This window comes from Curtobacterium sp. SP.BCp, assembly GCF_051903255.1.
Classification (GTDB): Bacteria; Actinomycetota; Actinomycetes; order Actinomycetales; family Microbacteriaceae; genus Curtobacterium.
Genome location: NZ_CP194338.1, coordinates 427,941 through 452,107, shown reverse-complemented (window position 1 = coordinate 452,107; position 24,167 = coordinate 427,941). Strand labels below are relative to the sequence as shown.

The following is a 24,167-nucleotide window of genomic DNA, read 5'->3' as shown; positions in this document are numbered from 1 at the left end:
TCGAGCATCGAGTCCAACGGACGCTCTTGATGATCACCATCGATCTGGTCGATGATCGGGTCATGGAGACCCGCCTGCTGGAACAGTTCGTCGCCGTGGCCGACGAGGGTGGCGTGACCCGTGCGGCCGAACGCCTCTGGGCAGCGCAGTCGACGGTGTCCGCCGGCCTCGCGTCGCTCGAACGGTCGCTCGGCGTCCGGTTGTTCGATCGCACCGGCCGCACCCTCGTGCTCACGACCGCGGGTGAGGACCTGCTGCCGCACGCCCGGGCCGTGCTGGAGTCCCTCGACCGGATGCGCGACCTCGCGACGGTGGACGACGCCGACCTGCGCGGACGGGTGCGGCTCGGGATCTTCACGAGCATGGACATCGTGGACCTCACGGGGGTGCTGCGACGGTTCCGGCAGCGGCACCCGCTCGTCGCGGTGGAGTTGATGACGTCGCCGTCGGGGACGACCGGACTCGTGCAGGACCTCGTGGCGGGGCGGATCGACCTCGCGTACTCCGGTCTGCCGAACCCACCGAGCGGTGTCGTCGTCGAGCCGCTGCGGGAGTTGCCGTTCCGGGTGTTCACGGCGCCGGACCACCCCCTCGCCGGTCGGGCGTCGGTGTCACTCGCGGAGCTCGCCGACGAACCGTTCGTCGACACGGCGCACGGGTTCGGCAACCGGGTGATCCTCGACCAGGCGCTCGAGCAGCGCGGCATCCGGCGCCGGATCGTCGCGGAGATGAACGACATGCCGGCGGTCGTCCGGTTCGCGGCCGCCGGCCTCGGGGTCGGTGTGGTGCCGGACTCGGGGGTGCGGCACGAGGGCGCGGTGCTCGAACTCGAGGACGACGTACCGCCGCTGCGGATCGGCCTCGCGATGCGCACCGTCCCGGAGCCGAACCGCGCGACGCAGACGCTGGCCCGCGACATCGTCGCGGCGCGCGTCGGGTAGTCACCCGACCGACGGACTGGAGGCGCGGTGCGGTGCCGCCACGCGCCTCCAGGCCGTCAGTCCCCCCAGATCTCCCCGACGATCGCGGGCAGGAGCCCGTTCGTCGGGAAGTCGGTCTGCACGATCTCGATCGCGAGGTTCCCGCGGGTGAAGTAGGTACCGGTCACGTCGACACCGCTGTCCGTCCCCGGACGGTAGGTGCACGCCCGACCCCCCAGACGGTCGACGCACGTCGGATCGAAGCTGTCGACGTTGCTCGCCGCGTACTCGTTGAGCTCCGACGTCACCGGTCGGACCGTCACACTGATGTGGGCCGCCACGCCCTCGTTCTGCCACCCACAGGCGAGCGACTCCGCCGGGTCGCGGAGCTTCTGGATGCGGTCGTTGCCGTCCGGTTCGCGTTCGCCGCCGTCGGCCGTCCAGATCGTGGACGTCTGCCGAGCAGCGCCGAAGAAGCGGGCGTAGTCGGCATCGGGGACGAGGAGGTAGCAGTCTCCCGGGATCCGGACGTCCGGCTCGCTCGCCGCCGTCGCGGTGCTCGTCGGTGTCGGGCGGGGCGCAGGGGTCGTCGTGATCGGCGCGGACGTCGGAGTGGTCGCAGACGGAGCCGGCGCGGGCTCCTGCGTCGCGGTGGGTGCGGCGACCGGCTGGTCCTGCTGGGACAGCGACACCGCGACCGCGCCCGATGCGGTCCCGAGCGCCAGCAGCCCGACGACACCGATCGCGATGCCCGGACGGATGCGGCGACGCCGGGAACGCGGGGTGGCGCGCTCGAGGACGTTCTGCTTCATCGCCACGAGCATCCGCTGGAGGTCGTCTCCCTCGGGGGGTTCAGTGTTCATCGTGCATCACCGCCTTCCGCAGTCGTGCGCGGGACCGTGCGACCCGCTGGGTGACCGCACCGACGCTCAGGCCGAGCAGCTGTGCCGCCTCGGCGTAGGAGTGTCCCTCGAGGAGGCACAGCTCGCAGATCCGTCGGTCGGTCTCGGGCAGGGCCGCGATCTCGTCACGGACCCAGCGGAGTCGGTCGGCGGCCTCCGCGTGGTCATCGGGTGCCGGGAGTTCCTCCGGGAGTTCGACCCCGCGGCGTCGCGCCTGCTTCCGACCGACGTTGAGCGCGTGGTTCCGGCAGACGACGAGCAGCCACGGCAACATCGTGTCGGCCGGCAGCTCGAGGGTCGACGCACGCTGCCAGAGGGTGAGGAAGCTGTCCTGCACGGCCTCCTCGACGTCCGGGCGGCTCTCGACGACGGCCCAGGCGTACCGGGTGAGGGTGGCCGCGTACCGGTCGAACGCCCTCGCGAGCGCCTGCTGGTCGCCGTGCCCGATCGCCCGGACGAGTTGCTCGTCCGTCTCGGTCCTCGTCTCCACGTCCACATCCCACCTCCTTCGACGAGGAGTGTCGGCAGGACCCGCGATCATGACAGCGCAGTGTCCGGATCGAGCGTCCGGGCGTGTCGGGACGGACCGGTCACGACCCAGGACGGGGCCGGACGCCTGCGGTCAGTGGAAGTCGTCGCCGTCGCTCTCGCCCGGGGTCTTGTGCCCACCGAGCATGTCGTTGTCGTCCTGGTCGCTGGTGGACGCCAGCTGGAGCATCGCGAGCACGACGACGACGACGATGAACGCGACACCGAGGAAGATGACGGCGAGGTGGGGCTCACGGGTCGAGATGAGGACCACCAGCGCGACGAACACGGCGATGATCGCCGAGATGCCGAGGAGTTCGGCCGGGCGCAGACGGTCGCGGCGGCTGGGGGTGGTCATGCGTGTGGTGCTCCGTCCGGGGCGGCTGCCGGAGCGGCCGTGCCCCACTTGTGCGAGAGTCCGGCGATCACGTGGAAGACCGCCGTGACGGCGAGGTAGGCGCCGAGCAGGCCGACCAGGATGATCGGCGCGTCGAGGGTGCCCTGGGCCTCGTCGATGCCACCGAGCTGCTTCGAGTAGTCGGGCGGGGTCACGAGGAAGGCGATGGCGAGCAGCAGGGTCAGGCCGCCGACCGTCGTCCAGTCGCGAGCGAACGGAGACCGGCCGCGGGCGCGCAGTCCCTGTGTGAGCTCGAGCGCGCCGGTGAGGACCGCGAACGCCACGACGATCGTGATGAACGCGGGGAGACCGCCGCCGTTGAGGACCAGCGCGGCGATCCCGCAGAGGACCGCGATGATCGCCTGCGCGAGGGTCGACCGGCGAGCGCGCCCGTCGCCGTCGAGTCGACGGGAGCCGGCGGCCAGCACGATGCCCTCGACCACCGCGTACCCGCCGAACAGCAGCAGACCGTAGCCGGCGGCGTGGTTCGAGGAGAAGGTGATCACGAGCGCGACGACCGCAGCGGGGACGGCCCGAAGGACCGGGATCGGCCAGTACCGTGCGCGACGGGTGGCGTCGTCCATGGTGGAGACGTCGTCCACGGAGTCGGACACAGGACCTCTTTCAGGCATGCGGATCGTACGGTCGATCCTACCGCCGGCGGGGTGGACGCCCGACCGGGGCCGGGCGTCCGCGCTGAGGATGCTCGAACCCGGTCGGGCGGCCGCGCCCGATCAGACCGGATCGACGTCCGACCCGGAGCCGACACCGGGTGCCGGGACCCGGTCGGTGGCGCCGGTCACGAGGCGGTGCCGCCGACGCGCGAGCCACCAGCAGGCGCCTCCGGCGGCGAGCACGACCCCGGCGAGCGCCGCGACCATCGCGAGGTCCGCAGCACCCGTGTACGCGAGCGCCGTCGGTCCACCGGCACGAGCGTCGGACCCGTCCGGCGCCGCGACGGGCGATCGGTCGGCTCCGGGTCGGCCGTCACCGTCGGTCGGCGTGCCGGTGGGCTCCGGCGAGACCGACGGCTGCGGTGACACGGACGGTTCCGGGCCGGCCGGATCGACGACGCCGATGACCACCTCCTCCGACTCGTCACCACCGTCGGGGTCGGTCGGTGACGTGGCCGTCGCCACGTTCGGGATGTCGGAGCCGTCGCCGCGGTAGTCCGGGTCGAGTTCGGCCCGGATGCGGAACGCGGTGGTCTCCCTCGCCGCGAGCGAGCGTCCGGAGTGGCACGTGACCGTCTGCCCCTCGGCGGTGCAGTCGTCCGGCGAGCCGGTGAAGCGCAGCGGTCCGGGGAGGACGTCCACGGCGCCGACGTCCTCGGCGACGGCAGGACCCCGGTTGCGGGCCGTCACGGTGTACTCGACCTCGTCGCCGGGCTCGACGCCGTCGGCCGGGGCCACGCGCTTGTTCGTCTCGACGTGGGCGACCGGTGCGACGCCGTCCACCGTCGCCGTCGCGCGTGAGGTGTTGTCGGACTCGTCGACGTCCGACACGGAGGGCGCGGCAGCGATCGTCGCGGTGCTCTCCAGCGTCCCCGCGGCCTGCTCGGCCACCGTGGCGCTGATCGTGACGGCCGCGGCCGAGCCCCGGGGCAGGTCGAGGTCGGTGCCAACGTCGCCGGTGCCGGACGCCGTTCCGCACGCGGCACCGTCGGCCCCGGCGCACCGCCAGGTGACGTCCTGCAGCTCGTCCGGGACGTCCACGGCGAACGCGCTGGGCGCACTCGCGTTCACACCGACGTTCCGCGCGGTCGCGGTGTACTCGACCGCTGCGCCGGGTGCGAGCTGCGCGGGCAGGTCCTGCTCGACGGCGAGGTCGGCAGGCTTGCGGACGGAGAACTCCTCGATCTCGTGGACGTTGACGTGGCTGCCAGTCGCGGCGGAGAACCCGAGCCGCAGGGTCGCGGGCAGGGGTGCCTGTCCGTCCCCGTGCAGCGGGACGTCCGCGAGGACGGGCCGCATCTCGTCGCCCTCCTGCAGGCGGACGCTCATCGTCAGCTCGCCGGCGTCGCCGGGCAGCAGCGTGATCCGGACGCGCCGCGGGTCGTCAGCTGGTGCGAGGACCCCGGTCGGCGCGGGCGCCCCGGCGATGTAGCGGTAGCCCTCGACCCCGTCGCCGGAGCCGCGGATGACCACGTGCTGCGGGCTCGCTCCTGGGCCCGAACCGTTGATGCGCGCCGAGAAGTTGCCGTAGTGGTCGAGCGCGACGGCCGCGAAGCCGCCGGGGACGCCGGGCAGGTCGCACTGCCGGCTGCCGCCCTCGGTCGACTCCTTCCGACAGGTGTAGCCGAGCCCGGCGCCGAACGAGCCGACGCCCTGGGGAGCGGCCCCGTCCGCGAGGAAGAGCAGGAGGCCGTCCGCGCCGGGATCGTCCTTCGCGGTGTGCATCGTGTACGTGAACTCGATCTCGAGCCCGGTGTCGGACGGGAACGTGTCGTCGGTCGACCACGCTCCCGCTTGCTTGCGGTCGTCCGTGGTGAGGCGCAGACGACCGTCGGTGATCGTCGCGTCGCCGTGCAGCGAACCGCCTGCGGGCGACGTGAACCGGTGGTCGTAGGGGAACGTGAGCTCCGCTGCGGTCGAGGAGGCGGAGACGAGTGCGGGGGCAGCGAGCACGGCGAGGGCGGTGCACACGCTCGCCGCGCCCGCCAGCCGACGGATGATCCGGGGTCTGGTGGTGCTGGGTTCTGTCATGCCCCGATCGTCGCGAGCAGGAGACCGTCGCCGTGGGCCGGTCGTCCCGTCGGTGGACGGACGCGGTCAGCGCAGCACCTGTGCAGGGATCGGGAGGACGCACACGACCAGCGGTCAGCGGACCGGGGCCACCCAGACCGTGGTGTCACCGGGCAGCACCCAGTCACCCAGGGGTCCGGACGCGAGCACCACCTGCCCCGAGGGCAGCGGCACCGGGTCCGTCCCGAAGTTCATGACGCACCGCCACCCGTCGTGCCGGTCGAACGCGACGACGGACTCCGAGGCTCCGTCGACCCACGTCAGCTCCTCGCCGCGCTGCAGTCGGCCCCGCTCCGCGAGCGCTGCACGGTACAGGCTCAGCGTCGACCCGGGTTCGCCGTCCTCGGCCTCCACCGAACTCGCCCCGAAGTCCTCCGGCTGCGGCAGGTGCGGCGCCACGGCACCGAACCCGAACGACGGCCCCGACGTGGTCCACGGGATGGGCACACGGCAGCCGTCGCGGCCCTTCACGGTGTGCCCGGTCCGGATCCACTTCGGGTCCTGGAGTTCGTCGTGCGGTATCGCGGGCGCTTCGTGCAGCCCGAGCTCCTCGCCCTGGTACACGTAGGTCGAACCGGGCAGGGCGAGCAGGAGCACCGTCGCGGCCCGTGCCCGCCGGAGCCCGCGCTCCCGGTCGAGCGCCGGCGTCGTGCCGTCGGTCATGAGCCAGGCGTCGGTGTCGGTCCCCTCGGGCAGGCCGTAGCGGGTGGCGTGCCGGACGACGTCGTGGTTCGAGAGCACCCACGTCGAGGACGCACCGGACTCCTCCGCCGCTGCGATGTTCCGCGAGATGATCGTCCGGAACACCTCGGCGTCGAACGGGGCCTCGAGCAGGTCGAAGTTGAACGCCTGACCGAGCTCGGTCGGCCGGGCGTAGAGCACGCGACGCGGCGCCGGGGCCCATGCCTCGGCGACGGCGGCCCGCGGCGGGTCGTACTCGTCGAGCACGAGGCGCCACCCCTCGAAGATCTCGTGCACCTCGTCGCGGTCGTACAGCGGGTCGGAGCCGTCGAGCGGCAACGCCTGCTCGTTCGACGGGCGGTACGGCGTCGAGAGGTCCTTCGCGAGGCCGTGGGCGACGTCGACACGGAACCCGTCCACCCCGCGGTCCGCCCAGAACCGCAGCGTCTCCTCGAAGTCGGCCCGCACCTCGGGGTTCGACCAGTCGAGGTCCGGCTGCTCCGGCGCGAACAGGTGCAGGTACCACTGCCCGTCCGGCACGCGCGTCCAGGCGCTGCCACCGAAGTTCGACACCCAGTCGCTCGGCGGGAGTTCGCCGGACTCCCCCGCGCCGTCACGGAAGACGTACCGAGCACGTTCCCGGGAACCGGGCGGCGCGGCGAGCGCTGCCTCGAACCACGCGTGCGCCGAGGAGGTGTGGTTCGGCACGATGTCGACGATCACGCGGAGGTCGTGCTCGTGCGCGGCGCGGAGGAACGCGTCGAAGTCGTCGAGCGTCCCGAGCCTCGGGTCGACCGCCCGGTAGTCGGCCACGTCGTAGCCGCCGTCGGCGAGCGGCGACGGGAAGAACGGCGAGAGCCACACCGCGTCCACGCCGAGCGAGGCGAGGTACGGCACCCGCGAGGTGATCCCTGCCACGTCCCCGAGCCCGTCGCCGTCCGCGTCCGCGAAGCTCCGCGGGTAGACCTGGTAGACGACGGCGTCACGCCACCAGTCGGCATCGGGGGTGCGGGGCGTGCTGGCGGGCGTCCTCGGGGTGCTCACGCGGCCGACGATACCGACGCCGGCTGCGCACGGGAATAGCGGCCCCGGTGACCTGATTGGTTGTACGTGACACCTTTCCGTCAACGAACAAGGGAACGCTGATGACGAACGTCCTGGTCCTGGTCGGCAGCCTCCGCGCCGGCTCCATCAACCGCAAGCTCGCCGAGGCAGCGGAGCAGCACGCTCCTGAGGGCGTCGAGCTCTCCACGTACGACGCGATCACCGACCTGCCCTTCTACAACGAGGACATCGACGGCGACACCCCGCCCGCCGCCGCCGTCGCGTTCCGCGAGGCCCTCGCCGCGTCCGACGGCGTGCTCCTCGTCACGCCGGAGTACAACGGCTCGATCCCGGCCGTGCTGAAGAACGCGCTCGACTGGGCCTCGCGTCCGTTCGGCGCCTCGCCCATCTCCGGCAAGCCGCTCGCCGTGATCGGTTCGGCGTTCGGGCAGTACGGCGGGGTCTGGGCGCACGACGACGCCCGCAAGGTCGCCGGCATCGCCGGCGCGAAGGTCCTCGAGGACGTCAAGGTCGCCATCCCGCAGTCGGTCGTCCGGTTCGCCGAGACGCACCCGAAGGAGGACGACGAGGTCGTCTCGCTCGTGCAGGGCGCACTGCGTGCGCTCGCAGCGACCGCCGCGGAGCCGGTCGCCGCCTAGCGCCCACGGGGTCACGACGGAGCGATCGCGGGTCGCCCCGACGCGACCGTCTGCAGCCCGGAGGCGCGGTGCCGGCCCGCTCCGCGCCTCCAGTCCGTCTCCAGCACAGCATGCGGACGCATGCGCCTGTCCCCCATCCACGGAGTCGTTAGACGCTCTAGTAAGGAGACGGGTTACGCTGTCCCGCATGTCCACGCAGGAGATCACCGAGGCGTCCGGGTACTGGTTCCCCGACGACGACGCGACGCAGCGCGGCGTCGCCGTCCTCAACGCCCTGCGCCGCTACCGCTCCGCCGAGACCGCGATGCGTCGCCGCACCCGCGACTCCATGGGCATGGGTGAGACCGACCTGCTCGCGGTGCGGTTCCTGCTCCAGGCGCAGCGCTCCGGTCGGCAGGTCAGCCCGAAGGACCTCGCGGCGTACCTCAAGATCTCCTCGGCCTCGACGACGATCCTCATCGACCGGCTGGTGAAGTCGAACCACGTCCGCCGCGAGCCGCACCCGACCGACCGCCGGGCCCTCGTGATCGTGCCGACCACGGAGACCGACGAAGAGGTCCGCGCCACGCTCGGTGTGATGCACCGCCGCATGATGGCGATCGCCGAGGGCCTGCCCGCCGGCGACGCCCGCATCGTGGCGCGCTTCCTCGAGGACATGCGCGAAGCCGTCGACCACGTCGACCCCGTCCCCGCGCACTGAGGCCCGCACGCCGAGCGTGCCGCGCGTCCGGCGAGCGCACCCGGGGGACGGACGGCCAGGGAGCACTGAGGCGACCCCGCGTAGACCGGAGTGGTCACCGACGTGGAAGGAGCCGATCATGCACGCATCGGACAAGCTCGCCAAGAACCTCCAGGCGGTCCTCGTGGACCTCATCGACCTGCACCTCCAGGGCAAGCAGGCCCACTGGAACATCCTGGGCACGAACTTCCGTGACCTCCACCTGCAGCTCGACGAGATCGTCCATGCCGCGCGCGAGTTCGCGGACGACACCGCCGAGCGCATGCGCGCGCTGTACGCCGTGCCGGACGGGCGGTCCTCGACCGTCGCCGCGACGAGCCACCTCGACCAGTTCCCCGAGGGCGAGATCACGACGCACGACGCGATCGACCAGGTCACGCTGCGCCTCTACCAGGCCACCGGCACCATGCGCGACGTGCACGACGAGGTCGACGAGGAGGACCCGACCACCGCGGACCTGCTCCACGGCTTCATCGAGCGCCTCGAGCAGCTCGCGTGGATGGTCTCCGCGGAGAACCGCGCACCGAGCACGCCGCTCGCCTCCGCGACGACACCCGCGGTCGCCGACGCCTCGGCGCACTCCTAGGACGCCGGGGGCCACGTGGACCTCGGCATCCGGGGCAAGACCGCGCTCGTCTTCGGCGGGGACTCCGGGATCGGTTGGAACACCGCGCGGATCCTCCTCGCCGAGGGCGCGACGGTCATCGTCACCGACCTCGACCAGGGCCGCCTGGACACCAGCGCCGACCAGCTCGAGGCGCCGCACGGCAAGCTGTTCGCCTTCGCCGCGGACGTGACGAAGGCCGACAGCCTCGCCGCCCTGCACGACCGGGTGCGCGAGGCCGTGGGCGAGATCGACATCCTCGTGCAGTCCTCGGGCGTCACCGGCGCCCAGGGGCTGTTCCACGAGATCGACGAGCAGGGCTGGCTCGACACGATCGACATCGACCTCATGGGGCCGGTGCGGATCACGCGCGAGTTCATCTCCGACCTGCGGAGCGGCGGCTGGGGTCGCATCGTCTACCTGGTGTCCGAGGACGCCTCGCAGCCGTACGACGACGAGTTGCCGTACTGCGCTGCGAAGGCCGGTGTCCTCTCGTTCGCGAAGGGCCTCTCGCGCAGCTACGCGTCCGAGGGCCTGCTCGTGAACTGCGTCAGCCCGGCGTTCATCCACACGCCGATGACCGACGCGATGATGGACAAGCGGTCGAAGGAACTCGGGACGTCGTTCGACGAGGCCGTCTCGTCGTTCCTCGACGAGGAACGCCCGTACATGGAACTCGGACGCCGCGGGGAACCGGAGGAGGTCGCGAACGTCGTCGCGTTCCTCTGCTCCGACCTCGCGAGCTTCGTCAACGGCGCGAACTACCGGGTCGACTCCGGCTCGGTCGCCACGATCTAGGAGCAGGACATGACCGACTTCCGGTACCTCATCGTCGGCGGCGGGATGGTCGCGGACTCCGCTGCGCGCGGCATCCGCGAACTCGACGCCGACGGGTCGATCGGGATCATCAGCGAGGACGTCGACCGGCCCTACGCCCGGCCGGCGCTCTCGAAGAAGCTGTGGACCGACCCCGAGTTCAGCTGGGACGAGAAGGTCGACCTCCACACCGAGGAGACCGGCGCCACGTTCGTGCTCGGCACCCGGGTGACGTCGATCGACCGCGACGCGAAGACCGTCACGACCGACCAGGGCGACACCCACGGGTACGAGCGACTGCTCATCGCGACCGGCGGCAAGCCCCGCGGGCTCGACGGACTCGAACCCTCCGACCGCGTGCTCGACTACCGGAGCGCCGCCGACTACCGGAAGCTCCGGGAGTTCGCGGACGCCGGCGCGCACGTGGTCGTCGTCGGTGGTGGCTACATCGGCACCGAGATCACAGCGGGCATCTCGCAGAACGGGGCGGAGGTCACGTTCGTGGACCCCGACGAGGTGGTGGGCGGACGGATGTTCCCCGACGACCTCGCGCAGGCGTTCCAGCAGCGGTTCGTCGACGCCGGGGTGGACCTCCGCCTGGGTCGCCGCGTCGAGTCGGGCACCCAGACCGCCGACGGCGTCGTGCTCACGCTCGACGACGGGACGACGGTCGAGGCCGACGCGGTCGTCGTCGGGCTCGGCATCGAGCCGGTCACGCAGCTCGCCGCCGACGCCGGCCTCACCGTGCGCGACGGCATCGTCGTGTCCTCGACGCTCCGGACCGACGACGAGTCGGTCTTCGCCGCGGGCGACGTGGCCGAGTACCCGGACCGGATCCTCGGCACCCGCCGCGTGGAGCACGTCGACAACGCGCAGCAGCAGGGCCGGCAGGCCGGGCGGAACCTCGCGGACGCCGACGAGACCTACGACCACACGCCGATGTTCTACTCGGACGTGTTCGACATGGGCTACGAGGCCGTGGGGCAGGTCACCTCGTCACTCCACACCGTCGAGGACTGGCGGGAGCCGACCGTGACCGGCGTCGTCTACTACCTCGACGACGACCAGGTCGTGAAGGGTGTCCTCCTCTGGAACGTGTGGGACAAGACCGACGAGGCCCGGAAGGTGCTCGCCGACGCCCACTCGCTCACGCCGGACATGCTCATCGGACGCATCCAACCCTGACGGGCCGGACCGACCGACGGACGGGAGGCGCGGTGCCAGCTGGCACCGCGCCTCCCGTCCGTCCGTCAGTCGCGTTCGGCGCGCCGCGCGCGACGCTCCGCGTCGCCGCTGAGCGGGGCGCGCTCCCGTCCGTCCGTCAGTCGCGTTGGGCGTCAGCGCGCGTCGCGCGCCTCGGGGGCGACCTCGTCGACCACCTCGCGTCGGTCGGCCGGGTCGACCGGTACGCCGTCCCCGTCCGCCATCGCGACCGCGTGCGCGGACTTCGCGGCCTCGAGCGCCTCGTCGTCGTTCCGCGCCATGCCGAACAGCTCGATGAAGCGCGACTTCACGAGGAGCCAGGCGTCCCCGGGGCTCAGCCGGGCGAGGTCCGAGGACGTCGAGTCGTCGCGCACCCGCTGGAGCGAGGACACCCCGCGGTCGGGGATGCGCCCGGCGACGTGGTCCACCGCGAGCCGCGCGACCGCGTCCGCCTGTGCGTGCATGACCGAGTGCGCGCCGTCGACGACCTCGCGGAGCACCGCGTACGGGAACACCCGCGCGAGACGGCGGACCCAGTCGCGCGGCACCATCGCATCGTGCTCGCCGCGCACGATCAGCGTCCGGGCCTGCACCTCGGCGGCGCGCTCCTCGATCGGGAACGCGATCATCCGCGGCAGCACCTTCGAGAACCAGTGCCATCCGCAGAGCACGTACGCGGTGATGCCGTGCCAGCGCACCGCAGCGGGCTCGTGCACGGTCGACCGGAGGAACCGGAACGCCGACTGCCGCACGGTGCGGGCGCGGGAGTCGACGACCGGGCTGATGAGCACGAGGTCGGAGATGCCCGGACGTCGGGCCGCGACCTCCGTCACGACCTGGGTGCCCATCGAGTGGCCGACGAGCACCGGGTCCTCGAGCCGGAGCTCGTCGATGACCCGTTCGACGGCGTCCGCGTACCGCTCGATCGACACCCTGCCGCGGAAGTGCGGCACGCCCGCGAAGCCGGGCAGGTCGAGGGCGTGCACCGGACCGTTCTCGTTGAGGTGCGGTGCCAGCCGCTCGTAGTACGTCGCGGCGATGCCAAGTCCGGCGACGAGCACGAAGGCGCGGTCGCCCGGCTCACCGATGGAGCTGACGCGGACGTAGGTGCCGTCGACGGCGATGCGGTCGACCTCGACGGTGACGTCGGCGTCCTCGGCCTCGGCGAGGCGGCTCGCCGGGTCGGGTGCGTGAGCAGCGCGGTCGGGAGTGCGGGCAGCGCGGTCGGCGGCGTGCGTGGTGCGGTCGTGCGGCGTGCGGTCGTCGTCCACGGTGTCTCCTCGGGTCGAACGGTCGCCCAGGATACCCGCGGTGGCGGTCCGCCCGGCGGACCCCACCCCGTCAGCCGCTGAACGTGTACGCGGGGAAGCCGTGCACGCGGGTCGGCACCGCGAACACCGCGCCCGAGTGCGGGTGGTGCTCCAGGTCCTCCTCCGCGAGGTTCTCCCGCGCGGTCCCGACGTAGAGCGTCGACAGGTCCTCGCCGCCGAACGCCACCGAGGTCACGTTCGGGGCAGGGACCTCCACGGTCTCGAGGTGTGCTCCGTCCGGCCCCCACCGCTCGACCCGGCCCGCGCCGTAGACCGCCGTCCAGAGGCAATCCTCGTGGTCCCGCACGAGGCCGTCGTGCGCGGCCCCGCTGATGAACGGCACCAGTTCGCCGAGCTGCCCGTCCGGACCGTAGGACGCGCGGTAGATCGTCGACGTGCTCGTGTCCGTGACGAACATCGCGGAGCCGTCCGCCGTCCACTCGAAGCCGTTCGCGACACCGAACCCGCCACGCAGCGTCCGGACGGAGCCGTCTGACTCGACCGCGTACAGCGCCCCGGCCGGGTCCTCGCCACCGAGGTCCATGCTGCCGACGACGAAGCGGCCGAACGGGTCGCACTTGCCCTCGTTGAACCGGATGCCGGGCGTCGCGTGCTGCACGTGCACGAGCTCGCGTTCGACCGCGCCGTCCGGGCCCGTCAGCACCACGGTGTCCCCGAGGGCCGCCACGAACCCACCCGCGGCCCGGGGCTGGAAGCTCGCGAGGGGCGGCGGCAGCGGGACGACGCTCTGGACCGCGCCGTCGGCAGCGGCGGTGGTGAGCGTGCCGAGGGTGATGTCCGTCCAGCTGAGGACCTGCTCCTCCGGGCTCCAGACGATGCTCTCGGCGAGCACGGCCTTGTCGTCGCAGAAGACCGTCACGGGTCCGGTGGTCACGGTGTCCATCGGTCCTGCCTACCGGCGGTCGGCTCCGTGCCCGTCCAACAAGCTCCGTGCCCGTCCGACAAGCTCCGTGCCCGTCCGACAAGGTGTGCGGACTCTCACCCGGTTCCTGGTCCGGACGGCTTGCCCCCGCGGCGCGACGAGCGGATCGTTGGGCTTCCATCGTCCGCGACGTCCCGACGACAGGAGGGGGCCCCATGACGCCGAAGCCACGACCGTCCCTCCGTGCACGCCTCGGCGACTGGGCGTACGTGGCCGTCGGCAGCGCCGCGATCGTCGTCGGGACGGCCGTCGGGCTCGCGGTGTCGGTCGGGGAGTTCTTCGCGTCCGGGATGGAACCGAGGGAGACGTCCCAGCCCGCCGACCCGGTCGACGACGAACCCTCGTAGCGATCCGGGCCCGGGTGGAGATTCGCCCCGCGGTGACCGCCCGCTGCCTCAGAGGCGGGCGTACCGGGCGCGGAAGAAGCTGTAGGCGCCGAACGCCACGAACCCGATGCCGATCACGACGAGCACGACCGTCCCTCCGGGCACGCCGCGCAGCGCGTCGAAGGCGCCGTCGAGCCCGGTCGCCTGGTCCGGGTCGCTCCGGAACGCCGCCACGGCGACGAGCACGCCCACCGCGATCACCGCGACGCCCTTGAGCACGTAGCCGACGGTCCCGAGCACCGTCACGGCGTGCTCGACCGGTCGTCGGGGCCGGACGAGCTGCTTCCAGAACGAGCGCCGGGCCCCTTCGACGACCAGTGCGACGCCGATGCCGATCGCCACGGCGGCGACGAGGAGCAGGAGGAGAACCCCACCCGGCGTCGCGAGGGCCTTCGCCGCAGCACTCCTCGACGAACCGCTCGAGCTCGTCCCGGCGCCGATCGCGTACTGCACCGCCGACACCGAGACCGCCCCGTACACGATGGCCTTGCCGGCGTTCTTCGCCCGGGCACCCCATGCGCGGGCGCTGTCGCTCCGACCGCCGACGACGGCCTCGACGACGAGCCGGATCGTGAGCGCCGCCGTCCCGACCGCGACGACCCAGAGCAGGAACACCCCGCCGGGGACACGCTCGATCTGCTGCAGCGCCCCGGACTGGTCGGTCTCGCTCCCGCCGGCCGCGCTGCCGATCCCGAGCAGGACGACGAGGTACCCGATCAGCAGGTGGACGACACCGCTGCCGATGAAGCCGCCGCGGGCCAGCAGCTCGAACCAGCGACTGTCCGCCACCCGTCGGGCCTGTCGCCCGGCGTCCTCGACCGCTCGTTCCGCCGTTCCGCTCATCGATCCAGCGTGCCCGTCCGCCGCCGCCGTGTCCGGGCGGTGCGGTCGCCGGACCGGTCCGCCTGCCGCCGGGAGGCCCGTGGCGGCGCCGCCACGGGCCTCCCGTCCGTCAGTCGCCCTTGACGTTGACGACCTGCCGGAGCGTGTGCCGGACGCGGACCAGGTCCGCGGCGTCCGCCATCACCTGGTCGATGTCCTTGTACGCCGCCGGGATCTCGTCGAGGAACGCGTCGGTGTCCCGGTACTCGATGCCGGCCATCGCCGCCCGCAGCTCGCCGTGCGTGAAGGCCTTCCGGGCCGCGGACCGTGAGAACCGTCGGCCGGCGCCGTGCGGCGACGACTCGAGGGAGGGCTTGTTGCCGAGCCCCTCCACGACGTACGACGCGGTGCCCATCGACCCGGGGATGAGCCCGGGCTGTCCGGCCGACGCCTGGATCGCACCCTTGCGGGACACCCGGACGCTCTTCCCCCAGTGCGTCTCGCGCTGCGTGAAGTTGTGGTGGCAGTTGATCCGCTCCTGCTCGTCGACCCCGGTCCCGAGCACCTCGTCCAGCTGGCGGACGACGCGGTCCATCATCTCCTCGCGGTTGAGCAGGGCGAAGTGCTGCGCCCACCGGAGCTCGGCGATGTACCGGTCGAACTCGGCGGTGCCCTCGACGAGGTAGGCCAGGTCGGGGTCCGGGAGCTCGATCCACCAGCGCTGCGTCAGCTTCTTCGCGACCGCGATGTGCCGCTGCGCGATCTTGTTGCCGACCCCGCGGGAGCCGGAGTGCAGGAACAGCCAGACCCGGTCCGCCTCGTCGAGGGACACCTCGATGAAGTGGTTCCCGGACCCGAGCGTGCCGAGCTGGTTCCGCCACCCGCCGTGCGCGCGTGCCGGGTCGAAGCCGGCGGCCTCGGCCAGGGTCTCGAGCTCGGCGATGCGCGGCTCGGCCGTGGCGACGATCTTCCGGTTCGCAGCGCCGGCGGACAGCGGGATCGCCCGCTCGATCTGCTCGCGGAGCGTCCGCAGGTCGGACGGCAGGTCGGCCGCGCTGAACTGCGTCCGCACGGCGATCATGCCGCAGCCGATGTCGACGCCGACCGCCGCCGGCATGACCGCACCGAGGGTGGGGATGACCGAGCCGACGGTGGCGCCGAGACCGAGGTGGGCGTCGGGCATGAGTGCCAGGTGCGGGAACACGAACGGCATTCGCGCCGTCGTGCGGGCCTGCTGCTCGGTGTTCTCCTCGAGCACCGAGGCCCAGCTGAGCAATCGGTCGTTGATCTTCTGCATCGTTCGTCTCGCTTCCGTGACGGTGTCGCGGCCGTGGTGACGGCCTTCGGTGGCGGTCCGGGACGACGACGCTGCGGGCGGACGGGTCCGCCCCGAGGGTGGACCGTGCGCGGAGAGCAGGAGGAGGACGCCCCGAGCCGGGTGGGCACGCGGGGCGTCGGGTGACGGTCGCGTGCCTACGCGGGGTTGCGGAGGGACTGGCTCGCGTACTGCCGTCCGGGCAGCACGACGAGCGTGTCGAGCGTGGGCTCGACCCGCTGTTCGAGGTGCCGTACGGCGCGCATGCGCGGTCCTTCCGTGGTGCCCGGGACGGGCGGTCCTGCCGGTGGGCAAGAGCACGACAGTAGTGCGACACGCCCGGGGTGCGCAAGGGCGACACGCCCTGGCACGGCTCAGTCCGCTCGCGTCTCGAGCTGCTGCCGCAGCCGCTCCAGCGCGGGTCCCGCGTCCCGCAGCACCCGCCGCTCACCGTCGGACAGGGCCTCCATCGCGGCGACGAGCACGCGCTCCGCCGAGGCGTCGTACACGGCGAGCCGCTGCCGTGCGAGGTCGGTCAGCCCGACCTCGGTGCTCCGCCCGTCACCGCGCGCGAGCCGCCGTTCGACGAGCCCGTCGCGCTCCATCGCGGCGACGAGGTTGCTGACGGTCGAGCGCGCGAGCCCGAGCGCCCGGCCGAGCGCCGTCGGATTCGACCACCCGTCGACGTCGAGCCGTCGCAGGACCTCGATCTGCGCGTCGGGGATGTCGGGCAGGTCGACGGAGCGTCGCGCGGTGTTGAGGAGCGACCGTCGGAACGGGCCGACCTCGGCGCTCAGCCGACGCGCGACTGCCGGCAGGTCGGGGTCGCTCGGACTGATCGTCACCCTCCCAGGGTACGCACCGGAAATACGTGTGCAACAAACGCATCACTGGAGCAAACTCAACGCATGCAGATCACGACGAGCGTCGAACACCCCGTGCCCGAGCAGGACCTCTCGGGCATCGTCGGACACCGGTTCATCTACACGTACGCGAACGGCTGGCGGTACGAGATGTACGTCAAGAACGCGACGACCATCGACTACCGAATCCACTCCGGCATGGTCGGCGGCCGCTGGGTCAAGGACCAGCACGTCGACGTCGTGGCGCTGACCGCCGGTGTCTACAAGGTCTCGTGGAACGAACCCACGGGCACGAGCGTCGTGGTGACGGTCGTCCCGGGCGAGCGGGTGCTGCACGGCACGATCTTCTTCCCGCACTGGGTCGAGGAGGACGGCAGCAAGACGGTGCTCTTCCAGAACGACCACCTCGACCGCATGCGCGAGTACCGCGACCAGGGCCCCACCTACCCGATCTACGTCGTGCCGGAGTTCGCGTACATCACGCTGTTCGAGCACGTCGGCGAGGACGACGAGACCGTCGTCGACACCGCCCCCGGTGACCTCCCCGCCGGCTTCGCGGACCGGACGAACTGATGGAGCCGATCAGTCTCGAGCACCACGGCCGGACGCTCCGCGGCTGGCAGCTCGGCGCCGACGAGCCCGGGCGCCCGGCGGCGCTCCTCGTGCACGGGTTCGGCAGCACGGACACCGGCGGGCAGCAGCTCCTCGTCCAGACCGCACGACGGCTCGCCGACCACGGCGCTGCGGTCCGCTCGTACAGCCGACTCGGCCACGGAACGAGCGACGGTGACTTCGCAGACATCACCATCGGCGACGAGGTCGAGCAGGTCACGACCATGGTCCGGACGCTCGCCGCGGACGTCGACGGCCGCGTTAACGTCGTCGCGCACAGCCTCGGAGCCGTCGAGTCCGCCCTCGCCGCCGCACGCGAGCCGGACCTCGTCGCGACACTGACCCTGTGGTCACCCGCCGGCGTGGTCGTCGACGACATCGCGAGCAAGGACGAGATCCAGGGACAGCCGCTGGCGCCGGCACGCGAGCAGGGCTTCTTCGACTTTGGTGGGATGGCGCTCGGTACGGCGTTCATCGACGAGGTGACCGCCGGGCTCGACGTGTACGCGGGGATCGACCGCTACACCGGTCCGGCGGAGGTGTTCCACGGTACGGCGGACCAGATCGTGCCGCTGTCCTACGGCGAGCGCTACGGCGAGGTCCTGCCCGGGGCGGCGTTCACCCCGGTCGAGGGCGCCGATCACGGGTGGTCGTCCGTGCCGTTCCGGCGGCTCCTCCTCGACCGGCTGGTCGCGGCGACGGGGCTCACCGACGTCGCCTGACGGCTCCTGCACAGCCTGGAGGCGCGGTACGGCCGTCCACAACGGGGTACGTCCCGCTGATGGCCGGTCGCACCCCAGGGGCAGGCTGGATGCATGAGCGAACGGACCCGGGACACCCCTGATGCGACCGAGAACGAGGAACGCACCGACGGGTACGTGCCCCTGCGGTCCTACGGCGCCGTCGGTGACGGGCGCACGGTGGCCCTCATCGCGCTCGACGGTCGGATCGACTGGCTCCCGATCCCGTCGATGGACTCACCGCCGGTGTTCGCGAGCATCCTCGACGCCGAGCACGGCGGGCACGTCGCACTCCGGCCGGTCGGCGACGCCGAGGTCTCCCGCGAGTACCTGCCGGGCACGAACGTCCTCGTCACGACGTGGACCACGCCCTCCGGGCAGGTCACGGTGTCCGACGCGATGGTCACCGGTGTCGCCGGTCGGCTGCCGTGGGCCGAAGTCGCCCGGTGTGTCCAGGGCGTCCGCGGGTCGGTCGAGCTCGAGTGGGCCGTGGTGCCCGGCACGCTGCTGGGCACCACCGAGCCGAAGCGGCTCGACACCGCGAACGGCGCCGTGATCGGCGTCGACGGCATCACGATCGCGATCGTCGAGCAGGGCTTCGAGCCGGTGCACGACGACGGGCCGCGCTTCTCCGGCCGGTTCACCGCGACCGAGGGCTCGAAGCACATCCTCACGATCGTCGGCACCCACGACGAGCCGATCTTCATGCCGAAGCCCGAGTCGGCCCTCGCCGCGATGGACCGCACGATCGACAACTGGGCGACCTGGTCCGAGGCCTTCCACTACGACGGGCCGTGGGCTGACGCCGTGCAGCGGAGCGCCCTCGCCCTCAAGCTGCTCATCTACTCCCCCACGGGGGCGATCGCGGCGGCGCCGACCACGAGCCTCCCGGAGGACCGCACCGGCGGGAAGAACTGGGACTACCGCTTCGCCTGGGTCCGCGACCTGTCGTACACGGTGCACGCCCTCACCCGCTTCGGGCTGCGCGAGGAGACGCACGCGGCGGTGTCCTGGGTGATGCGGACCATCGCCGAGCACGACTCGTCGATGCCGATCTTCTACGAGCTCGACGGGTCGAAGAGCGACGGCGTCGAGGACCGCGACGTGCCGGGGTGGCAGGGCATCGGGCCGGTGACGATCGGCAACCGCGCCGGCGACCAGCTCCAGCTCGGCGTCTGGGGCGACGTCTTCGAGATCCTGCGGCAGTACGTCCGCGCCGGGAACGTGCTCGACCGCAAGACCGCCGCCGTCCTCGAACGGCTCGCGGACGACGCGTGCCACCGGTGGGAGGAAGCCGACTCCGGCATGTGGGAGCTGCAGGACACGCAGCACTACGTCACGAGCAAGATCGGGTGCTGGCAGGCCCTCGACGCCGCTGCCGAGCTGCACGACGCGGGCATGATCGACGGCCCGCGGGACAAGTGGGTCGAGAACCGCGAGCTCATCGAGCAGTGGGTGGCCGAGCACGGCTGGGACGAGGAACGCGGGTACTACGTGATGTACCCGGGCTCGGACAAGCTCGACACCTCGATCCTGCTGCACGCGATGAGCGCCTTCGACCGCGGTCCGCGCATGGCGTCCACGATCCGCGCGATCGAGGAGCAGCTGCAGCGCGGTCCGCTCGTCTACCGGTACTCGGGCATGGAGCAGGAGGAGTCGCCGTTCGTCGCGTGCTCGTTCTGGCTCGCTGCCGCGATGGCGTGCACCGGGCGGGTGGACGACGCGGCCGGGCTCATGGACGCGATGGTCGCGCAGGCGAACGACGTCGGGTTGTACAGCGAGATGATCAGCGAGGACGGCTCCTTCATGGGGAACCTGCCGCAGGGGCTCTCGCACCTCGCACTGATCCAGGCCGCGCTCACCATCGAGGAGGTCCGGGCCGAGACGGCTGACAGCGACACGGCCGACGGGGACGACACTGGCGGGTCCGACCGCACAGCGTGATCATGGAGGGGTCATGAACGACGTCGACGCACGCATGGACCGACTCCGACGCGCCGCTCGCTACCGGTACGAGCGGCTCGTGGAGAGCGAGATCGAGCGCGGGTCCCTCGACCCGGACGAGGTCCGTGAGGAGCGACGGCTGCTGCAGGCGAAGGACGTCGGGCAGCACGCCCGGGCCCTCATCGAGGAGGCCGAGCGCCGCGGCGTGTTCGAGGGCAACCCGTACCACGGCAAGCCGCTCCCCTCGAACGACGGCCGCCACGACCCCGACTGGTGGATCCGCTCGAAGATCGAGCGGGAACAGATCAGCGGGATCGCGCCGCCGGCGTTCGCGCTCCGGAAGGAGGACGCCGAGCTCGAGGACCAGCTCGACGCGCTCTCGACGGAGGGCGACGTCCGCGACGTCCTCGAGGACTTCAACGCCCGGGTCAAGGAAGCCCGACGGCAGCTGCTCGGCGGCCCGCCCGTGGTGACACCGCTCCGCGACGTCGATGCAGCGGTGTCGGCGTGGCACGCCCGTCGGGAGGCTCGAGCCGCGTCCGACGCGGCCGCGGCGGCCGCACGGGCTGCGGCGTCCGACACCCGGCAACCTCGTTGGTGGCGCCGTCGTCGCTGAGGTGATCTGCGCCTCCAGGCCGGCCCACACGCACGAGAGCGCCGTCCCCTGTCGGGGACGACGCTCTCGGAGTCGTTCCGGGTGTTACTTGATCTTGGCGGTGATGGTCGCGGTGCCCACGAGCAGGCCGCGCTTGACCGCGTCGGTGCCGAACGTCTTGTTCAGCAGACCCGCGGCGTCCTCGGACACGTGGACCGTGGTGCCGGTCAGGATCGCGTTGTCGCCCTCGAGCTGCAGCGGCTTGAGGGTGCCGCCCCAGAGCTCGAACAGGTACGCGTTCGCCGCGGCGACCTTGCCGTTGACCAGCACGTCACCGTAGAGCTTGGACGAACCCGGGTTCACCACGAAGTTCTCCAGCGTCACCGTCGTGTCACCGGCCTTGAGCGTCAGCCCCGAGTCGTCGTGGTTGAGCAGCCCCTGCACGTACGGACGGTACGAGCCGTCCGGGTTCCAGTACGTCACCGAACCGGCCGTGATCGGGAACGACACCGACCCGTCCTCGAGCTTGGCGTTGCCCGACACCCCGGGGGTGAGCTTCAGCGCGGTCAGCGCGTCGGTGAAGCCCGAGTCGAGCTTCACCGCGGTCGTGCCACCGAGGACCTCGGGCACCGACGCGACCGGCGCCGGGATCTTCGACGAGCTGGAGGAGACGGTGTGCACCGACGGGGTCGAGGCGTTCGCGGCACCGACACCGAACGCGGCGCCACCGAGGACGAGCGCGCCGGTCGTGGCGAGGGTGATCGTGGTCTTCAGGCTCTTGCGCATGATGATGCTTCCTTTGCTGTGTCGGTGCTCCGGCCGGTGGCCCTGCCTCCCTCACTGTGCGGGAGACGTGTACCGGCCGTACGTGACCGGGGAGCTTCTTGGGCGTTTCGCCCTGGTGACTTGCATTCGGCACCCCTCGCCGAACGGTTTGGCCGGTTTGCTGGAAAATCTCCACCCGCCCCTCCGTACCGTGGGCGCATGTCCCCTGCACCCATCGCGACCACCGACCGCATCCGGGCGATCGACGCCTGGTGGCGCGCCGCGAACTACCTCACCGCCGGGCAGATCCACCTGCTCGACAACCCGCTCCTCACCCGGCCGATCGAGCCGGACGACATCAAGCCGCGCCTGCTCGGACACTGGGGGACCTCGCCGGCGCTCAACCTCGTCTACGCGCACTGCAACGCGCTCATCGCCGAGACGGACCGGCAGCTGCTGTACGTCTGCGGGCCGGGGCACGGCGGCCCGGCGATGAACGCGAACGCGTGGCTCGACGGCACGTGGAGCGAGCTCTACCCGGACATCACGCCGGACACCGACGGGCTCCAGCGGTTCTTCCGGCAGTTCTCGTTCCCCGGCGGCATCCCGTCGCACGCCGCGCCGGAGACCCCCGGTTCGATCAACGAGGGCGGTGAGCTCGGGTACTCCCTCGCCCACGCCTACGGTGCGGCGCTCGACAACCCGGACCTCGTCGTCGCGTGCGTGGTCGGCGACGGCGAGGCCGAGACCGGGCCGCTCGCCGCGTCCTGGCAGGCGCACACGTTCCTCGACCCGGTGTCCGACGGCGCCGTCCTGCCGATCCTCAACCTCAACGGGTGGAAGATCGCGAACCCGACCGTCCTCGCCCGCATCCCCGGGGAGGACCTCGACGCGTACTTCCGCGGGCTCGGCTACGAGCCGATCACGGTCGACTCCTCCCGGGTCGACCACGACCCGTTCGCCGTGCACGCCCTGCTCGACGCCGCACTCCGGCGGGCGCTCGCCCGCATCGACGACATCCAGGCGGCCGCCCGCGCGCAGGCCGAACGCGCCGCAGCCGGACAGCTCGCGGGTGCTGCGGACCTCCGTCCGCGGTGGCCGATGATCGTCCTCCGCACCCCGAAGGGCTGGACGGGGCCGAACGAGGGCACCTTCCACTCGCACCAGATCCCGCTGCCCGACGTCCGGACGAACGACGAGGACCGCGCCCGGCTCGAGGAGTGGATGCGCTCCTACCGCCCGGAGGAGCTGTTCGACGAGCACGGCCGGCCGATCGGCATCCTCGGATCCATCCGTCCCGAGGGCGACCTCCGCATGAGCGCGACCCCGTTCGCGAACGGCGGCCGGGTCCGGACCGCGCTCGACCTCCCCGCGATCGCCGACCACGGCGTCCCCGCCGGTGAGCCCGTCTCGGCGACCGGGACCCTCGGCCCGTGGCTCGCGGCCCTGGTCGAGCGGAACGGGTCGGACTTCCGCCTGTTCGGCCCCGACGAGACGATCTCGAACAAGCTCGACGCGGTGTTCGACGTCACGAACCGGGTCTGGCGAGCGGACCGGGCACCCGGCGACGAACACCTCTCGGCGCGCGGCCGCGTCATCGAGGTCCTGTCCGAGCACGTCCTCGAGGGCATGCTCGAGGGCTACGTCCTGACCGGTCGGCACGGCATACTCAACACGTACGAGGCGTTCGCGCACATCATCGACTCGATGGTCGGGCAGTACGCGAAGTGGCTCGAGTCCTCCGCGGACCTCGACTGGCGGATGCCGGTGTCGAACCTCACGATCCTGCTCTCGTCGCACGTCTGGCGGCAGGACCACAACGGCTTCTCCCACCAGGACCCCGGGTTCCTCGACGTCGTCGCGTCGAAGCAGCAGGACCTCGTACGGATCAAGCTCCCCGCCGACGCGAACACCCTGCTGGCCGTCACGGCCCACGCGCTCGAGACCACGAACCGCATCGAGGTCATCGTGGCCGGGAAGCACCCGGAGCCGGTGTTCCTGTCGCTCGAGGACGCCGTCGCACACGCCGAGGCAGGACTCGGCGTGTGGGAGTGGGCCGGCACCGAGACCTCGGTCGGCCGGGCGGACGTCGTGCTCGTCGGGGCTGGCGACGTCCCCACGGTCGAGACGCTGGCGGCCGCCGCGATCATCCGCGAGCACGCACCCTCGGTCGGCGTGCGGGTCGTGAACGTCGTCGACCTGCTGTCGATCGGCGACCCGCGCAAGCACGAACACCCGGTCTCCGACGAGCGGTACGACGAGGTGTTCCTCCCCGGGACGCCGGCCGTCTTCGCCTTCCACGGGTACCCGGCACTCGTGCACCAGCTCACGTACCGCCGACACGGGCACGACGACCTCCACGTGCACGGTTTCCAGGAGCAGGGCACCACCACCACGCCGTTCGACATGCTCGTGCGGAACGACATGGACCGTTTCGCGTTGGCACATGATGCGCTGACCCGGGTCGACGCGTCGGCGCACGCCGAGCTGCTCGACCGCCTCAGTGCGGCTCGTGACGCGGCGCGGGAGTACGCCTACACGCGCGGCGAGGACCACCCGTCGGTCGCGGGGTGGGAGTTCGCCGGCTGGCCGCAGGACTGAGCGGCCGGACCGAGCGGCAGGACTGAGCCGCGGG

The 24,167-nt window shown here is 71.9% G+C and carries 24 protein-coding genes; 12 read left to right on the top strand and 12 right to left on the bottom strand.

Translation table 11 applies throughout. The features are described from left to right. Nucleotides 1-29: 29 nt before the first annotated feature. Nucleotides 30-941 carry a LysR family transcriptional regulator gene (locus tag ACRQ4C_RS02395; protein WP_439689969.1) on the top strand — a complete coding sequence of 304 codons (912 nt, stop codon included), beginning with the start codon at nt 30-32 and terminating at the stop codon, nt 939-941. Nucleotides 942-997: 56 nt separating this feature from the next. Here the strand turns inward: ACRQ4C_RS02395 and ACRQ4C_RS02390 are convergent, their stop codons facing one another. The 6 genes from ACRQ4C_RS02390 to ACRQ4C_RS02365 all read right to left on the bottom strand — a co-directional run bounded on the left by ACRQ4C_RS02390 (nt 998) and on the right by ACRQ4C_RS02365 (nt 7,216). Then, nucleotides 998-1,783, bottom strand: coding sequence for a hypothetical protein (locus tag ACRQ4C_RS02390; protein ID WP_290133000.1), 786 nt, complete (start codon nt 1,781-1,783; stop codon nt 998-1,000). Continuing rightward, nucleotides 1,773-2,312, bottom strand: coding sequence for an RNA polymerase sigma factor (locus ACRQ4C_RS02385; protein WP_439689966.1), 540 nt, complete (start codon nt 2,310-2,312; stop codon nt 1,773-1,775). The genes ACRQ4C_RS02390 and ACRQ4C_RS02385 overlap by 11 nt, the downstream gene beginning before the upstream one ends. 132 nt (nt 2,313-2,444) lie before the next feature. Next, the gene (locus tag ACRQ4C_RS02380) at nt 2,445-2,708 is read right to left on the bottom strand and encodes a hypothetical protein (protein ID WP_290133002.1); all 264 of its coding nucleotides are present in this window, start codon (nt 2,706-2,708) and stop codon (nt 2,445-2,447) included. Next, nucleotides 2,705-3,361 (bottom strand): DUF308 domain-containing protein, encoded by a 657-nt coding sequence (locus ACRQ4C_RS02375; RefSeq protein WP_290133003.1) that lies wholly within the window; start codon nt 3,359-3,361, stop codon nt 2,705-2,707. Before ACRQ4C_RS02375 ends, ACRQ4C_RS02380 begins: the two co-directional genes overlap by 4 nt. A 120-nt stretch (nt 3,362-3,481) precedes the next feature. Further along, nucleotides 3,482-5,452: a hypothetical protein gene (locus ACRQ4C_RS02370; RefSeq protein ID WP_439689964.1), complete on the bottom strand. Its 1,971-nt coding sequence runs from the start codon at nt 5,450-5,452 to the stop codon at nt 3,482-3,484. A 114-nt stretch (nt 5,453-5,566) separates the two neighbouring features. After that, nucleotides 5,567-7,216 carry a glycoside hydrolase family 13 protein gene (locus ACRQ4C_RS02365; RefSeq protein ID WP_439689962.1) on the bottom strand — a complete coding sequence of 550 codons (1,650 nt, stop codon included), beginning with the start codon at nt 7,214-7,216 and terminating at the stop codon, nt 5,567-5,569. Between the two features lie 101 nt (nt 7,217-7,317). Here ACRQ4C_RS02365 and ACRQ4C_RS02360 point away from each other — a divergent pair, with 101 nt between their 5' ends. The 5 genes from ACRQ4C_RS02360 to ACRQ4C_RS02340 all read left to right on the top strand — a co-directional run bounded on the left by ACRQ4C_RS02360 (nt 7,318) and on the right by ACRQ4C_RS02340 (nt 11,219). Further along, nucleotides 7,318-7,875 carry an NADPH-dependent FMN reductase gene (locus ACRQ4C_RS02360; RefSeq protein ID WP_290133006.1) on the top strand — a complete coding sequence of 186 codons (558 nt, stop codon included), beginning with the start codon at nt 7,318-7,320 and terminating at the stop codon, nt 7,873-7,875. 187 nt (nt 7,876-8,062) lie between these two features. Beyond that, on the top strand, nt 8,063-8,575 hold the full coding sequence (locus tag ACRQ4C_RS02355) for a MarR family winged helix-turn-helix transcriptional regulator (RefSeq protein ID WP_439689960.1): 513 nt from the start codon (nt 8,063-8,065) through the stop codon (nt 8,573-8,575). Nucleotides 8,576-8,693: 118 nt separating this feature from the next. Next, nucleotides 8,694-9,200, top strand: coding sequence for a Dps family protein (locus ACRQ4C_RS02350; protein WP_439689958.1), 507 nt, complete (start codon nt 8,694-8,696; stop codon nt 9,198-9,200). A 15-nt stretch (nt 9,201-9,215) separates the two neighbouring features. Then, entirely contained in the window at nt 9,216-10,016 is an 801-nt protein-coding gene (locus tag ACRQ4C_RS02345) for an SDR family NAD(P)-dependent oxidoreductase (RefSeq protein ID WP_439689956.1), read from the top strand. A gap of 9 nt (nt 10,017-10,025) precedes the next feature. Beyond that, on the top strand, nt 10,026-11,219 hold the full coding sequence (locus ACRQ4C_RS02340; RefSeq protein ID WP_439689954.1) for an NAD(P)/FAD-dependent oxidoreductase: 1,194 nt from the start codon (nt 10,026-10,028) through the stop codon (nt 11,217-11,219). Nucleotides 11,220-11,371: 152 nt separating this feature from the next. Here the strand turns inward: ACRQ4C_RS02340 and ACRQ4C_RS02335 are convergent, their stop codons facing one another. Both ACRQ4C_RS02335 and ACRQ4C_RS02330 read right to left on the bottom strand, forming a co-directional pair. Next, the gene (locus ACRQ4C_RS02335) at nt 11,372-12,508 is read right to left on the bottom strand and encodes an alpha/beta fold hydrolase (protein ID WP_439689953.1); all 1,137 of its coding nucleotides are present in this window, start codon (nt 12,506-12,508) and stop codon (nt 11,372-11,374) included. A gap of 70 nt (nt 12,509-12,578) precedes the next feature. Further along, nucleotides 12,579-13,451 (bottom strand): SMP-30/gluconolactonase/LRE family protein, encoded by an 873-nt coding sequence (locus tag ACRQ4C_RS02330; RefSeq protein WP_439689952.1) that lies wholly within the window; start codon nt 13,449-13,451, stop codon nt 12,579-12,581. Nucleotides 13,452-13,645: 194 nt separating this feature from the next. Here ACRQ4C_RS02330 and ACRQ4C_RS02325 point away from each other — a divergent pair, with 194 nt between their 5' ends. Continuing rightward, complete coding sequence (locus ACRQ4C_RS02325; protein WP_439689950.1) at nt 13,646-13,837, top strand: hypothetical protein; 192 nt, start codon at nt 13,646-13,648, stop codon at nt 13,835-13,837. A 48-nt stretch (nt 13,838-13,885) separates the two neighbouring features. Here the strand turns inward: ACRQ4C_RS02325 and ACRQ4C_RS02320 are convergent, their stop codons facing one another. The 3 genes from ACRQ4C_RS02320 to ACRQ4C_RS02310 form a co-directional block, all read right to left on the bottom strand. After that, a complete protein-coding gene (locus ACRQ4C_RS02320; protein ID WP_439689948.1) occupies nt 13,886-14,719 on the bottom strand; it encodes a DUF1206 domain-containing protein in 834 nt (277 codons plus the stop codon). Nucleotides 14,720-14,828: 109 nt separating this feature from the next. Beyond that, complete coding sequence (locus ACRQ4C_RS02315; RefSeq protein WP_439689946.1) at nt 14,829-15,995, bottom strand: RtcB family protein; 1,167 nt, start codon at nt 15,993-15,995, stop codon at nt 14,829-14,831. 392 nt (nt 15,996-16,387) lie between these two features. Beyond that, a complete protein-coding gene (locus tag ACRQ4C_RS02310) occupies nt 16,388-16,858 on the bottom strand; it encodes a MarR family winged helix-turn-helix transcriptional regulator (RefSeq protein WP_290133016.1) in 471 nt (156 codons plus the stop codon). 63 nt (nt 16,859-16,921) lie between these two features. Between ACRQ4C_RS02310 and ACRQ4C_RS02305 the strand changes: the two genes are divergently transcribed. From ACRQ4C_RS02305 to ACRQ4C_RS02290, 4 genes are all read left to right on the top strand, one after another. Further along, nucleotides 16,922-17,449 (top strand): phenolic acid decarboxylase, encoded by a 528-nt coding sequence (locus ACRQ4C_RS02305; protein WP_439689944.1) that lies wholly within the window; start codon nt 16,922-16,924, stop codon nt 17,447-17,449. Next, the gene (locus ACRQ4C_RS02300; protein WP_439689942.1) at nt 17,449-18,210 is read left to right on the top strand and encodes an alpha/beta hydrolase; all 762 of its coding nucleotides are present in this window, start codon (nt 17,449-17,451) and stop codon (nt 18,208-18,210) included. The genes ACRQ4C_RS02305 and ACRQ4C_RS02300 overlap by 1 nt, the downstream gene beginning before the upstream one ends. Nucleotides 18,211-18,303: 93 nt before the next feature. Continuing rightward, entirely contained in the window at nt 18,304-20,172 is a 1,869-nt protein-coding gene (locus ACRQ4C_RS02295; RefSeq protein WP_439689941.1) for a glycoside hydrolase family 15 protein, read from the top strand. 13 nt (nt 20,173-20,185) lie between these two features. Beyond that, nucleotides 20,186-20,788: a DUF1992 domain-containing protein gene (locus ACRQ4C_RS02290; RefSeq protein WP_439689940.1), complete on the top strand. Its 603-nt coding sequence runs from the start codon at nt 20,186-20,188 to the stop codon at nt 20,786-20,788. A gap of 84 nt (nt 20,789-20,872) precedes the next feature. Here the strand turns inward: ACRQ4C_RS02290 and ACRQ4C_RS02285 are convergent, their stop codons facing one another. Beyond that, nucleotides 20,873-21,553: a hypothetical protein gene (locus ACRQ4C_RS02285; protein ID WP_290133275.1), complete on the bottom strand. Its 681-nt coding sequence runs from the start codon at nt 21,551-21,553 to the stop codon at nt 20,873-20,875. A 198-nt stretch (nt 21,554-21,751) separates the two neighbouring features. Between ACRQ4C_RS02285 and ACRQ4C_RS02280 the strand changes: the two genes are divergently transcribed. Continuing rightward, the gene (locus tag ACRQ4C_RS02280) at nt 21,752-24,133 is read left to right on the top strand and encodes a phosphoketolase family protein (protein WP_439689938.1); all 2,382 of its coding nucleotides are present in this window, start codon (nt 21,752-21,754) and stop codon (nt 24,131-24,133) included. Nucleotides 24,134-24,167 lie beyond the last annotated feature (34 nt).